The organism is Gammaproteobacteria bacterium, assembly GCA_009845905.1.
GTDB lineage: Bacteria > Pseudomonadota > Gammaproteobacteria > Steroidobacterales > Foliamicaceae > Foliamicus.
In genome coordinates, this window is record VXYS01000009.1 from 619,516 (window position 1) to 633,182 (window position 13,667).

11 protein-coding genes and 1 tRNA gene are annotated in these 13,667 nt (G+C 57.8%); 6 read left to right on the forward strand and 6 right to left on the reverse strand.

Annotation, left to right across the window (positions count from 1 at the left end):
* Positions 1 to 19: 19 nt before the first annotated feature.
* Both F4036_10260 and F4036_10265 read right to left on the reverse strand, forming a co-directional pair.
* Positions 20 to 991, reverse strand: a complete 972-nt coding sequence (locus F4036_10260) for a ribose-phosphate pyrophosphokinase (protein MYK38126.1) — start codon at positions 989 to 991, stop codon at positions 20 to 22.
* 29 nt (positions 992 to 1,020) lie between these two features.
* Positions 1,021 to 1,095 (reverse strand) — tRNA-Gln (locus F4036_10265).
* A gap of 161 nt (positions 1,096 to 1,256) precedes the next feature.
* Here F4036_10265 and F4036_10270 point away from each other — a divergent pair.
* Both F4036_10270 and F4036_10275 read left to right on the forward strand, forming a co-directional pair.
* Entirely contained in the window at positions 1,257 to 1,829 is a 573-nt protein-coding gene (locus F4036_10270) for a hypothetical protein (GenBank protein MYK38127.1), read from the forward strand.
* Positions 1,724 to 2,344 carry a DoxX family membrane protein gene (locus F4036_10275; GenBank protein MYK38128.1) on the forward strand — a complete coding sequence of 207 codons (621 nt, stop codon included), beginning with the start codon at positions 1,724 to 1,726 and terminating at the stop codon, positions 2,342 to 2,344. Before F4036_10270 ends, F4036_10275 begins: the two co-directional genes overlap by 106 nt.
* 120 nt (positions 2,345 to 2,464) lie before the next feature.
* Here F4036_10275 and F4036_10280 read toward each other — a convergent pair whose 3' ends face one another.
* Positions 2,465 to 3,913: an FAD-dependent oxidoreductase gene (locus F4036_10280; protein MYK38129.1), complete on the reverse strand. Its 1,449-nt coding sequence runs from the start codon at positions 3,911 to 3,913 to the stop codon at positions 2,465 to 2,467.
* 80 nt (positions 3,914 to 3,993) lie between these two features.
* Positions 3,994 to 5,883, reverse strand: coding sequence for a hypothetical protein (locus F4036_10285; protein MYK38130.1), 1,890 nt, complete (start codon positions 5,881 to 5,883; stop codon positions 3,994 to 3,996).
* 326 nt (positions 5,884 to 6,209) lie between these two features.
* On the opposite strand from F4036_10285, the gene F4036_10290 reads away from it, so the two are divergent.
* Genes F4036_10290 through F4036_10305 form a run of 4 tightly spaced genes read left to right on the forward strand, consistent with a single transcriptional unit; the run spans position 6,210 to position 10,491 of the window.
* Positions 6,210 to 6,926 carry a glutathione S-transferase family protein gene (locus F4036_10290; GenBank protein ID MYK38131.1) on the forward strand — a complete coding sequence of 239 codons (717 nt, stop codon included), beginning with the start codon at positions 6,210 to 6,212 and terminating at the stop codon, positions 6,924 to 6,926.
* Positions 6,927 to 7,625 carry a glutathione S-transferase family protein gene (locus F4036_10295; protein MYK38132.1) on the forward strand — a complete coding sequence of 233 codons (699 nt, stop codon included), beginning with the start codon at positions 6,927 to 6,929 and terminating at the stop codon, positions 7,623 to 7,625.
* A gap of 2 nt (positions 7,626 to 7,627) precedes the next feature.
* Positions 7,628 to 8,623, forward strand: a complete 996-nt coding sequence (locus tag F4036_10300) for an NADP-dependent oxidoreductase (GenBank protein ID MYK38133.1) — start codon at positions 7,628 to 7,630, stop codon at positions 8,621 to 8,623.
* A 56-nt stretch (positions 8,624 to 8,679) separates the two neighbouring features.
* Positions 8,680 to 10,491 carry an alpha/beta hydrolase gene (locus F4036_10305; protein MYK38134.1) on the forward strand — a complete coding sequence of 604 codons (1,812 nt, stop codon included), beginning with the start codon at positions 8,680 to 8,682 and terminating at the stop codon, positions 10,489 to 10,491.
* Between the two features lie 22 nt (positions 10,492 to 10,513).
* Here the strand turns inward: F4036_10305 and F4036_10310 are convergent, their stop codons facing one another.
* Positions 10,514 to 12,274: an alpha/beta hydrolase gene (locus F4036_10310; GenBank protein ID MYK38135.1), complete on the reverse strand. Its 1,761-nt coding sequence runs from the start codon at positions 12,272 to 12,274 to the stop codon at positions 10,514 to 10,516.
* Positions 12,171 to 13,586, reverse strand: a complete 1,416-nt coding sequence (locus F4036_10315) for an ABC transporter substrate-binding protein (GenBank protein MYK38136.1) — start codon at positions 13,584 to 13,586, stop codon at positions 12,171 to 12,173. The genes F4036_10310 and F4036_10315 overlap by 104 nt, the downstream gene beginning before the upstream one ends.
* Positions 13,587 to 13,667: the final 81 nt, after the last annotated feature.

Consider the following 13,667-nt stretch of genomic DNA (forward strand, 5'->3'; position numbering starts at 1 on the left):
GTGCACCGGCCGTGTGGTCCTAGTCCAGGTACAGGGAACTGACCGATTCATCCAGGCTGATTCTGCGCATGGTTTCGGCCAGTAATTCCGCGACGCTGAGCTGGCGAATCTTTCCGCACGCGGCGGCTTCCCCGGAAAGCGGGATGGTGTCGGTGACCACCAGTTCGGTCAGGTCCGATCCGGTGATCCGCTCCAGCGCCTTTCCGCTGAGGACAGGGTGGGTGATATAGGCGACCACTTCCTTTGCCCCTTCATCCAGCAGGCTGCTTGCCGCCTGGCAGAGGGTGCCGGCGGTATCGATCATGTCGTCGATCAGCACGCACACCTTGTCCCGCACCTCGCCGATGATGTTCATGGCTTCGGCCACATTGGGCTTGGGCCTGCGCTTGTCGATGATGGCCAGGTCGGTGTTGTCCAGCCGGCGCGCCAGCGCCCGCGCACGCACGACGCCGCCCACGTCCGGAGACACCACGACTACATCCTCGTCCAGCCGCTTCCAGGCGTCGGCCAGCAGCACCGGGGAGGCATAGACGTTGTCCACCGCAATGGAAAAGAAGCCCTGGATCTGGTCCGCGTGCAGGTCCACCGTCACCAGGTGGTCGATGCCGGACGCGCAAACCATTTCGGCGACCGCCTTAGCCGATATCGGCGCCCGCGTGGCCCTGGAGCGGCGGTCCTGCCTGGAGTAGCCGAAGTACGGCACGACGGCCGTGATCCTGTACGCGGACGCGCGCCGGCAGGCGTCCGCGAGCAGGATAAGTTCCATCAGGTTGTCGTTGACCGGCGGACAGGTGGACTGCACGATAAACACGTCCCGCCCACGGATATTGTCCAGCACCTCCACGCTGATCTCGCCGTCGCTGAAACGCTGCACCTGCGCCCGGCCAAGGCGCACGCCCAGCGCCTTGGCTATCGCTTCGGCAAGTGATGGCGTGGCGTTGCCGGAAAGAATCGTGATTCGTGGAAGCTCTACGCTACGTTGTTCCGCCATGAAGAATCTCGCGGTGACTGTTCCCGGGTTGGCTGGGGCGGCAGGATTCGAACCTGCGAATCACGGGATCAAAACCCGTTGCCTTACCACTTGGCTACGCCCCAATGCGCCAAGACAGTTATTGTCTTGCCGCCCGCCCGCGGCTGTCAATGTCATGCATTGACTGTCATGCATTGACTGTCATGCAGTCGATGCATGCATCGACGTCGCGCATCGATTGCGCCGCCTGTGATACATTCTCGGCGCGACGGAGGCAAGCAGTCTGGTGATTGGAAAGAGCGCTGGAAACAAGTGGCGCACCTGCGCCGGGCTGGCCCTGCTTGCAAGCCTGATCCTGGCCGTTCCCGCGCGGTCCCAGGTCACGGTGGATGCATACCGCGACTATTTCCTCTACGGCCGGTTCGGCGAAGTGTGCACGATGTGCGAAGTCGCCGTCCTGTGTCAGGCGGGCGAGAGTCCGCCGCGGGACGACCTCGTGCCGCCCGGGGGAGATTTCACGCTGTATCACATACAGAAGCGCACTTTCTGGTCGCAGATGTCAACCATCTGGGAGTGGTTTATTTCCAATGTCTCGCAGGATGCCCTCGCGGCCCGCGGGCATACCCGGCCGGTGCATGTGTATCGCGTAACGGGAGGATCGTGGTCCCCCAGGGAGATTGTCGAAGCCCGGCTGGTGCTCAATCCCGGCGTGCTTGAGTTCGGCGATCGCAACATCGACCGCGTTACCCGCGCCTGGATCGGCGCGGATACGGATGCCGGTCCCGGCTTTTGCTCGCGCCTCCCCCTGTGGGATGCGCTGGAGAGTATCGAGGCCAGCGCGCCGGAGGCCGGGCGGTGAAACTGGCCGCCCGCGAGTTCCGCCGGGTCTGGGAGTGGACGTGGATCAAGGCCCACCCGGTGCGCTTCGGCGGCATCCTGGTCCATTTGCTGTTTCGAACCCTGTTTGCCCTCTTCTGGCTGTTTGCGGGCTTCAACAAGGTCGAGAACGACTGGATGACCAGCGATTACCTGAGAGAGGTCTTTCTGGAGCGTCTGACGGAGATGCCGCCCGATGCGTTCGCGTCCCTTTTCCTGCAGAATTTCGCGATCCCGCTGTACGTCCTGGTGGCGTGGGTGATCACCCTCGGCGAACTCTATTCGGCCATCGGGCTGCTGCTGGGAGTGACAACGCGCATCGCCGCGGGCGTGAGCCTCTTCATCCTTTGCGGCTTTGCGGTGGGCGGATACTACGACGCGTCGCTGATTCCGTTCTTCATTCTGGTCGCCGTCTTCCTCTGGTGGCCGTCCGGCCTGTGGCTCGGAATCGACCGCCCGCTGGCGAAGCGGTATCCCGGCAGCCGCTGGTTCCGCTAGGGAGGCGGGCCTCTGGTGGCCTCTCAAGTGGAGACAATGACCGTTTCCTTCATAGGCGCCTCCATCGTGGAAGTAACCGCTGATCCGACTTTGGCTTTGAGACAAGAATGTCGTTGCGCGCTACCATTTCCATATCCTGTCTCCCAGCAAACGCCCAAAAGTGATTGCCGACATTAGTCCCATACCACCACAAAACGACTTTCCTGACGTGGCGCCCAGACCGAGGCACTCCCCGGCTGCATAGACCCCTGGAATAACAGAGCCATCTTCTCGGATCAACTCGAGGTTTTCATTGACAGCCAAGCCGGCGAAACTGGTCAGTGACATACCATGGTGCTTGATGCCATAGAACGGTGGACAGGCAATAGGCGCCGGCAAGTACTTGCGTCCAAAATCTTCATCCACACCTTTCCCCACGGAACGGTTATAGCGTTCGACAGTCTCCACAAGCCCAGCGGGATCCACGCCCATTGCTTCAGCCAGTTCTTCCGGCGAATCAGCTTTCCGAAACGACTCATGATCGTTGTAAAGTGCATCCGCCTCTTCATGGGTCATGTTGGCATAGATGCACTTGGACTCTTCGCGGGCGCGCTGATCGAAAACCACCCAGAACGTCAGATCCGGAATCTCGAGAAGGGCGTGTTCCTTCACATCGGCGCTGTCAGAATCCTCAGCCACAAAGCGCTCACCGTCCCGGTTGACGAAGATTTCCCACAAGGGCCGCGTACCCAATAGTGATGCCGCATGAATCAGTGTCACATTCGACACGTACGACGTATCCTTCGGGTCCTTGACACGGCCGAAAGTCGGCATGAAGAAATCCTTGTATCGAACATACCCACCAATTTTTTCGCCAACCGCATGGCCCTTGCCATTTGCGTTCGGGTGGGAACCTAGAACCGGACCGCCTTTGAACAACGGGTACCCGTTGGAGTACTTGGGAAAGACATCTGCGTTGGAGTTGTATCCACCCATGGACAATAGAACATTGGGTGCGGAGACTGTTTTCTCCTGTTCGTCTTTCGACTTGAGTTCGACCCCGGTAACCCGGCCTTCGTCCTGCCGCACCAGATCCATGACATCTGTTTCGAGCAAGAGGGTGATGCCACCGGCATGCACTTCTTTCATGAATTCAGTTCCAAGGACCTTCTGCAGCGGTCTGCCACCACGATCAGGTCCCCAGTATGTTCGCGCAATCCTGTAGGGCTCATGCCCCTTGAAGATCACCGGCATCTCCGGCAACAACTCCAGACCGTTGTCAAGCAACCAGTGCAATGTATCGGCGGCATTGTCCACCGCCATACGAGTCAGAGTCGGGTCGGCCGTGTTGTGAGATATGCGCATAATGTCTTCATAGTGAAGATCCGGTGTATCGTGTATGCCGCGCACGGCCTGAAGGCGCGTGCCGGCGGCACTCATCTGTCCTGTTGAACGCTGAGTGTTGCCACCGATTTCGGCGGCCGAATCAACCGCGAGCACACGGGCGCCGCGCTTCGAGGCGAAGGTCGCCGCGGTTTGCCCGGCTGTACCGACACCACAGATGATCACATCGTAGTCAAATGGTCCCATTAGCTCTCAATCGATCTGGCGCTGGACTATGGCAGCGATGACCAGGCCGCCCGCTATCCGCGGATTCCTGGTTCTCTCTTCTAGTTGTCGGGAAACGTGCGCTGTGTCCACTCTATGATGTCCGCCAACACCTGTGGCTTCGACTCCCTCAATCCGTGGCTGCCCTGCATATACCACCGGGACTCGGCATTGCCTTTGTGTGCTGACGTGAATTCTTCGATAAACGACTTACTCATTAGTCCATCGCGCTGGCCGGCGATAGTCAAGCTGGGCCGGTCAAATTCGGCCACGCGGTCAGTATGGACAGCTCGGGAATCGGGAGCCCAGTACTCAAGATACATCCCTGCCAGTTGGTCCATCACACTTCTTAATGGTCCGAATCGCTCTTCCGAAGCCGCATAGAACTTGTGATTGATCAGATAACTGTCGCCTTCGCCCCGTGCTACTGCCGCACGGGCTTCCTCGAGAACCTGTAGATATCGCTCTTCCCCCATCCCGTCTCGGCCCCATGTGGGCATGTCCCGTGTCGGCGCCAGATAGACCATTCCGATGACACGCGAATCCTGGCTGACGCTCATGTAATTGCTGATCCAGATACCGCCCGCCGAGTGACCTTCCATGATGACTCGGTCATGGCCACGAGACTCCAGAAAATCCACCCACAATCCGAGATCTTCAGCTACCTCCGCCAGCCCGGTCTTTTGAATGCCTTGTGCGCCGGAAATGCGGCTCTCCGGTGCCAAGACCACATAACCCGACACCGCAAGCCGCCACCCAAGCCAGTGATTCGAGCTGTGCACAATGTCACCCGTCCAACCGTGCTGCAGCAGGAAAACGGGTTTGTCAGGATCGGCACCTGCAGCGGGCGTGTACAGAATTCCCGGGTGATATCGGCCATTACCCATGGCCACATCCACGACTTCGGTGACTATTCGCGACTTTGGCGCAAGCTCAAGGTCACTCAGCCACAATGTCACGTCATCAGAAACCTGATCCCACACTCCTTCAAAGAAGCGATTGGTGTCTTTGTACCAGCGATAGTCGACCCTGGAACTGGCTGTGGCCGATTGGGCTAACGCCTCCAGTCGCCCGGCCGGCACCGTAGGATCATTGATCCCGGACAACAGTAGTATCGGCATCTTGATTTTCGGAAGCCAATCCGACGTTCTGGTCTTGGCCTCGGGACCCCAAAAACTCAGAAAAGCCTCGGCCGTCTGAATCACTCCGTCAGCAACGTAGATCCACTCGTCAGGTGCCAGGCCCTTTTGCATGTCCGGATCTGCACTTCTGTCTGCACCGCCGCGGCCCGCGGCAACCGCCCTTTGCGCACGCACCAACTTTTGATCGTAGTCCTGGACCAACCCCGTCGCTTCAACAACAGAGCCTTCGCCGTGCAAGTCGGACGGCGAGAAGTTCACTACCGCTTTGACGCGAGGATCTTGAGTTGAAGCTTGATACCAGGTCACCCTGGACGCCCCCAGACCGTGGCCCGCCAGAATCAGCTCTTGAATTCCTCGAGAATTGAGGAAATCGAGGCCGGTCTGAATATCCAATGCTGTTTCTTCAAACTTCACCGTTCGATAGTGCCTGGCGTGGCGCGAGTAGATGCTGAGAACCGTGTAGCCCTCCGCGGCCAGACGTTCTGCGGCAAAGCGGGCCGGACCGGTCGATCGGGCGGGATGCCCACCCAGTCCATCGTGGTGAATCAAGATGCCCGGACTGTACTGATTGATACCGTCGTCGGGATAGAACAGCATGGCCATCAGCGGCTCCGCCGATTGACCCAAGTCTCGCAGGAGCTTCGCATATTGACCGGACACAACCGTCGGTATGGATAGGATTTCCACTTTCACGCCCGAGGTACGAGGTACCAAACCGGTCGCCTCCGGCGTCCCGACTTCTTGTGCATGCCCCATTGGGCCCAAAACAAACCACGCAATCCCAACAACTATCAACGAAGCCCTTCTCATGGCACCTCCGATTGATTCAATAACTCGAACCACTCCAATCTCTTCAATGCGGCGTCAACTACGCCACCACGTTAATTTCGTGAAATCCTTTGTGCGCGGCGAAACAACCACCTCCCGCTCGATGCGACTCGCCATTGGCATCGGCCAAATCATAGACCAAAACGTTTGCGCCAGCCTGAAACTCGACACGTAGAGCGATAACCCGTACGCTCGACGGCTTGTGCGAGAGACACGTACCGAGTTACGCGACCTGTTCGCAGATTTTGGTGCTGTCGCCAGTCAATAGGGACGCTACTACCCCTTCCGCGATACATTGAGAGCCAGGCATGAGACTTTTCTATTCGCCGTTCCACAGTTTCGTGCACAAGACTCTGGTCGTTGCGCACGAGGCGGGCCTTTGGGAGACACTCACCCGAGTGCCCACTTTTCCATTCCGCGACCTCAATGGACGATTCGTCACCGGTCAGTACGACATGAGCGAACTCGCTCCGCTGGGGAAGGTGCCTTGTTTGGCGCTGGAGGACGGTAGCGTCCTGTACGGCAGTCAAACCATTGTCGAATTTCTCGACGCGCAACGCGTCACGAACAGGCTTTATCCCCCGGACGGAGCGAAGCGTTGGGATGCGCTGCGTCGCCTTGCGCTCGGCGACACGCTGTTCGAATGCGCCGTGCAACTGAGCATGGAAGCGTGGTTACCGGAAGAAGCACGTCGCCGAACACTGTACGAATGGGTGTGGCCCAAGATCGTAGCGACATTGGACGATGCCGATCGTTGGGCGGCAACAAACCCGGACTTCGATATCGGTTCGGCCGGCTTGCTGCAAGGTGTCAGTTACCTTGGCGAAGAAGGAAGCGCCGAAGACCTCTTGCACCCGAGGTACCGGTGGCGCGACGGACGACCTGCGCTGAGCGATTGGTACGACGTGGTCATCCAACGCCCATCGGTGCAAACACACTTGAATGTCGATTATGACGGCGACATGTCACCGGAGAACCACCAACGCCATGTCCAGGCCGTACTCGACATAAGGAAAAAACGGTAGATGATTGACTTCTATTTCTGGCCAACGCCAAATGGGCAAAAGGTGGCGATCATGCTTGAGGAAGTTGGACTCGAGTACACCACAATCCCCGTCAATATCCTTGAGGGTGAGCAGTTCGCGAAGGATTTTCTCACGATTAGCCCCAACAACAAGATTCCAGCGATCGTCGACCATGCCGACGGAACCGGTGGCCCCCATTTCCCGCTTTTCGAATCCGGGGCGATACTGATCTACCTTGCCGACAAGACCGGGCAGCTCTTGCCGTCATCCCCTCGATTGCGCTTCGAAGTCCTGCAGTGGTTAATGTTTCAGATGGCGAGCGTTGGGCCCATGTTTGGTCAGTGTGGGCACTTTCTTGGCTATGCGCCTGAGAAGATTCCCTATGCGATAGAACGCTATCAAAACGAAACACTTCGATTGTACAAAGTCATGGATAAACGGCTTGCGGATGTTCCATATATTGCTGGCGACTACTCTATCGCCGATGTCGCGATCTATCCGTGGGTCCAAGTGCGCTGGCTGCACGAAATTGACATCACTCAGTTTCCGAATGTAGAGCGCTGGTACAACACCTTGTCTGATCGACCAGCAGTTCAACGCGGATGTGCCCTGCTAAAAGAACATGAAGTGATCGGCGACCCGTCCGATGAGACTCGCGAAGCGTTCTTCGGCAAGACACAACTGGAACAGGGACAGTAGAAATGGCCGATATCACACAGGTGATTCTGGAACGCCGCCCCAACGGCGTACCGCAAGCAAGCGACTTCCGTCTGGAGTCCACACCTTTGCCAACGCCTGGAGAGGGTCAGATTCTCATCAAGGTTCACTATCTGTCCCTGGACCCGTATTTGCGAGGAAAGATCTCCGGGCGGCATATGTCGGGAGGCGTTGAACCAGGGTCGGTCATGGCCGGTGAAACGGTTGGCGAGGTGGTCGAGTCCCATTCACCAGAATTCGCCGTAGGTGATACCGTCCACTCGTTTTCCGGCTGGTGCAGTCACGCTGCCGTCGACGCATCAACAGCGCGAAAGGTTCAGTCGCACGGGTTGCCGCTGTCGTTGGCGCTAGGTGCGCTGGGCATGCCAGGACTTACGGCCTATGCCGGCATCAAACGCCTGGCCGATATTCGTGCAAACGACACGTTCCTCGTATCGGCGGCATCCGGTCCGGTCGGCTCAGTCGCCGCCCAAATCGCACGACTGGCTGGCGCACGCACGGTGGGCATTGTCGGCTCTCCTCAGAAGTCGGATTGGATTCTCGATGAGGCCAGGTTCGACGACGCCATCAATTACCGCGAAGAAGATCTGCGAGACGGGATCAGGCGTACCTGTCCTGATGGCGTTGATGTTTATTTCGACGCAATTGGTGGCGACGTGCTGGAAGCCGTTTGTGAGCAGTTGGCGCTTCAGGCGCGAGTTATATTGTGCGGTTTGTTGGCTCAATACAATTCGAAAGAACGACTGATGGGACCGCCACCTGGCCTGATTATTCGCGCTCGGGCGCACATGCACGGATTGGTTGTGTACGACCATGAAGACTTACGCGCGGAGATGGAGGCAAAGAACAGCGCCTGGATTCACAGTGGCGATATGGCCTACAACGAAGATGTCGCCGATGGTTTGGAAAACGCCGGGGAGGCGTTTGCACGGCAGATGTCCGGCAAGAACTTCGGCAAGTCGATTGTTCGCATCAGCTAGCCCTCTGTAACTTCTGCAACCGGCGCTGATTGCCAAAGACCTTAGGGGTAAAAACCATGCCAGGCTCCCGCACCGCACGAACGTTTCTCACCACGCTCGCCCTCCTGATCGGCACATTCAATGCCAATGCCCAGGATGCATCGATCGACATCGAACTGCTGACACTGACGGCGGAGGACAATCGAGAGATCGCCGCATTCATCATGCATCCCAAGACCGGTATCAACCCGGCCTCCCCAGGACTGATCTTCCATCATGGCGGTCCCGGCGGTCATGGCGCTCGCTTGATCGGCGCACCTCGCTACGCGGCCGATGCGATGGCGAGACTCGGATACACCACGATTACCATCGTCTCACGGCACTCCAACACCTACGTGGACGAGCCGCTTGAAAACGCGGCGCTGGATGTCGACGCAGCGTTGAAGGTGCTCCTTAGCAAGGGAATCGAAGACATCGTTTTGGTGGGCAACAGTTTCGGTAGCGTGCGGGTGTCCATGTTCATGCGCGATCGCCCGAGCCCGAACGTTCGTGCCATGGTCCATGTCGCCCCGACCTATGACTTGAACAAGCACATGAGGGAGCTGTCCGATATGGCTCCCGACTACGCCATGCACCTGGAAAAATTGCGCCGCGCCGTCAAGGATCGGCAAGGCCGGTTGCCATCGCCGGACGCTGACAATCCTGATCGACTTGCGACGCCTCCATTATTCCAAACGGGGTTTGGACGCCCGCAGACCGCAGCCACACTGCTTAACTGGTGGGGCCCCGATGCGGACAATCAATTGTCGGACATAATTGCGCACTTTGAAATTCCCCAGTTGCTCCTGGGCGGTACGAACGATCGTGTGACACAGCCGGAACGGCTGGAATTCCTAAGAACCAGCGCAAGATCGAGTTCCCGCGTTGATGTAATTGCCTACCAGGACGGTGATCATTACTTTACGGGGTATCAAGAGAAAGTTGCCAGCGATATCGCCGACTGGCTCACCGAACTCGGCCTGGCCCCGGCACCGTATGCCACCGTCCGCTTTTTCGACAACAACCAGGTCGTCGAATTCAACGGTGTTGATTTCGCTATCCGAAGCCCCGGGCTCATCTACGAACCACAACAGGCAGGAGACGTTCGTGAGCGCCCCGCAATTTTGTTGCTGCCCGATTGGAAAGGCTATCTGCTAAGCGATTCCATGGACAATATGGCAAGAGCCATAGCGTCCACCGGGCACACTGTGGTAGTGCCGCAACTGCAATCGGACGGTTTCCGAGGCAGCCAGAACACCACGTTCGACCGGACGCGGCAAGATATTGCGGCCTGGCTTGACGCAGTGAAGCAAGCCGGCTATGAACGGGTCATCGGCATTGGCCTGGGTACCAGCGGATTGTGGCTCGCGGACAATGATCGGCACGCGCCGGATAGTGCGTTCACGGGCTTTGTGCTGGTCGATCCTCCGATCTCGTTGCGCGACGACGCCAGTGTTGGCATCGGCAAGGATCGATTAGACCAACTCGTTGAGCAAGCGAACGAATGGATCGCGGCCGGAACCGATCGCAATCATGTGATTCACGCCGCTTACCAATCCCCGCATATGCCCGGCGAACCCGGACTCAATCGTATTATTCAATACGCGCCAACGTTTCTCGAGTACTACGGCCCGGATTCCAAAATGGAGCTCGGCCGGTACGTCAATCGGTTGTCGAGACCGACCTTGGTCCTGGCCGCACCGAACCGGTTTTATGACAGCGATGATGGTTTGGCCCGGGCGCTTCGGCGCGCACCGAAGACTACTACGCTGGCTTGGCAAGCTGAGTTAACCACACCGAAAAGCGCTGCGAATGCTATTGGTGAGTGGTTGGCTTCACTTCCCAACTAGATTCGCAACGGACGCGACTGCGCTAGTTCGCCAGTGCAGCGCTAATCGATTGTCCCCATTTCGCACTGTCATCGGGCAACGGGCAAATTTCCTTCCGCAACCACTCCGGCAGCTGATCGCTGACAGGCCCATTTCCGGATTGCCAATTTGGCACAAGACAAAGGCTGGTCTCGGCTTCCCCGTTTATTGAATACGTCGCTCGATGAAACTCCGAATAGGCGTTGCCCGATTTGAGCAAATCAATCGCCCGCCCGTGAATGCGAACGGGATCCAGCGGTTCTGCACGGGCCAATGTTGTGGCTTTGGTGCGCCTCCACCAAGTCCAGAAAAGATCTTGCTGCCTGGCGACAGAAAACGCTCGAATCAGGTGTGCACCACTGATGTCCGGATCAAAGGACAAGGCGGCTTCACTGAGTGCTTCAAACTCCGATAGCTCGGTAATCACCGGTGCGGTTGCCAGGCAAACAACTCGATTGACAAGCGCGGGGAAGGACTCCTTCAGACGGTTGCCGAGCAACAAACCAGCGCCAATACCAATGACGTCAACGCCTTCGAATCCGAGTTGTGAGATTGCCTCGCCAACCGCAGTTACCGTTCGCGGAACCAGCTCATCGACAGAACCGGCTTGCATGGGTGAATCGCCGTGGCCGGGCAAGTCCATGGCCAATACCGGATGACGTGTTGCAAGGGCCGTCGCAATCGATTGAAAGACTTGAGCGGAACCACCCCAGTCGTGAAGAAACACGATAGGCCGGCATCCCATCCCGTTTGCCGCTTTGGCAAACAGTGTGCCCTGGGAGGTTTCGATGTACAACGGCTCGTAGTCTTCGCCGGCCGAAACTGCTGTCGTGTGTGCCGGCACAGGTGGTGCGTTACAAAAGCTCTGCTCAACCAGATATTTCAGCTGATTGGCGTAACGTCCGCCCGCCGCATCAGAATAGATCGGCACATAGTTTTCGGGCAGCCCCCGGTCGATCAGCATCTGCACGCGGGCCAGGCCACTTGCCGATTCCCAGACATTGAGCGTTGCGGGCGCAGACAAACGATCGACGTTTGCGGCGTCCTCCCACGCAATGGCTCCCGCGTACAGCTGCTTGTAGTCAGTGCCCGCGCACAAAAGCTGCAACACCATATCGTGGAGCATCGCGGGCTCCGGAAAATCTCGCACTTGCCGACGCGACGGCTCTGCCTTTTGCCAGGGTGAAAACAAATACAGCCCACTGATTTTTTCCCATGATGCGAGCAAGTGCCCCCCGTCACGGCGTGGGATAACGTCCGGGAAATAACCCTCGAGGGTATCGTCGGTATCGTAGTGACTAAAGGTATCGAGCATGCACAACGCCGACGCGGTTGGGTACTTGCATCCAAATGCATGGGCGATTGCGGCCCCGGTGGATGCGCCGTAGACAACAGGATGCTCAAGCTCAAGCGCATCGATTGTGTCTTTGAGTGCGTCAGCGTGGGCAGCCATGTCACCTTGACCAATCGGGAGCGGTTCCGACAATCCAAACCCGGGATTATCCAAAGCGAAGCACGTAAAGTGCTGCCCGAAGACCTGCATCGCCCCACGCATCGACTTTGAGGACAACGGCGACGCGTGCATCATGATCATGGGCGGGCCTGCACCGTATCGGCGATAGTGAACGCGCCTGCCAGCGGCGACCACAAAGTCACATTTCTCACTCACGATGTGCACGCTCGATGCCCTCGTATTCGATAATCCCGAAACCTGCGCGATACTCCGTGATTTCACTGGCGTGCGCGTCGAATCTGGCTGCTTCATAAAGAATGAGCGCAGGAGGACTGGCCACCAGCTCAGCCATCATGGTTTGGGTCAGTTGCTCGCGCTTTGCCAGATCCGGCTCCGCGTAAGCTCGCTCTGCCAAAGGCATGACATCTTCATCGCAATGCCAAGGTATCCTGCGCAAGCAGCTGTGTATGGTCATGACACTCAGCGCATCGAGTGCCGGCAGCAGGTTGTAATCGAGCATGAACATGCGGCCACGCCAATGGCCCGAGCCGATGCCGCTCACGAGTTGCGCCGAACTGATGATCTGCGGATTGACGGTAACGCCGACCCTCTTGAGATCAGCAAAAACCTGTTGAAACACGGCCGCATCGTTTGTAGTAACACCCGTTATGACTTCCGCCACAATCTCAAAACCATCCGGGTAACCAGCCTCCGCCAACAACTTTTTTGCTCTATCCGGGTCATAGTCCAACGGAACAAGCTCCGGGTTGTACCCGAACGCCGATCGTATTGCCGGCTGCGAAGGGACAGGTACGGCGCCATCAAGAAACACATCGATGATCGGGGTTCGGTTGATCGCGATGTTCAGTGCCTGTCGGACCCTTGGGTCCTGAAGCGGCCCCTCCTCCACGGTGACGAACGTCAACACCAATATATTGGGCGCACGATTCGCCTTGAAGACATACCCCGATGACTCCAATAGATCGCGATCTTCGGGCGACAACGCCATTGCAATGTCCACGTCACCCGATGTCAGTGTTTGTAAGCGAACGGACGAATCACTGACCTGCAAAATATCAAGTTGCTCCAGCTTCGCGGGCCGCCATGAGGCGTTATTGCGCACCAGGCGAATGCTGGCTTCGTTCCAGGACTCAACCGCGAAAGGCCCCGTTCCTACTGGCGCGGTCGCGAATTTTTCCGGACCTGCTTCGTCCCAATAGTCGGGGGCTACGATTCGGAATGCCGACAGTACACGTGGCAAAAGTGGCACCGGCCGCCGTGTCGTAATCTGAACGCGGTGCGTGTCCAGGGCTATTACATGCTCCAGTACGGCGAGTTCACGCTGAATGGCAAAGAGCTGCGCCGCTTCCGACTGCAGATACTCGGCGGCCCTGACAACCGCATGTGCGTTGAAGGGCTCGCCATTGGAAAACTCAACACCCTCTCGGAGATCGAAGACCCATGTCAGCTCGTCAAGTTGCTCCCAACTTATTGCAAGTGCGGGCTTGAAACTGCCATCGGACTGCAAGTTCGTGAAGCCATCGAAAATTGCCGAAAAGAACGTAATCGATGGCGTCGCGTAGCCTGAGTAGGGATTCCCTTTGCCGGCAGGAAAGTTCGGCATGGCCAACACTGCACTGTTGACAGGTGCGTCATCCTGTGAAGATGAGCAAGCGCATAAGCCAAGGAATGTCGCGAGGCTGAT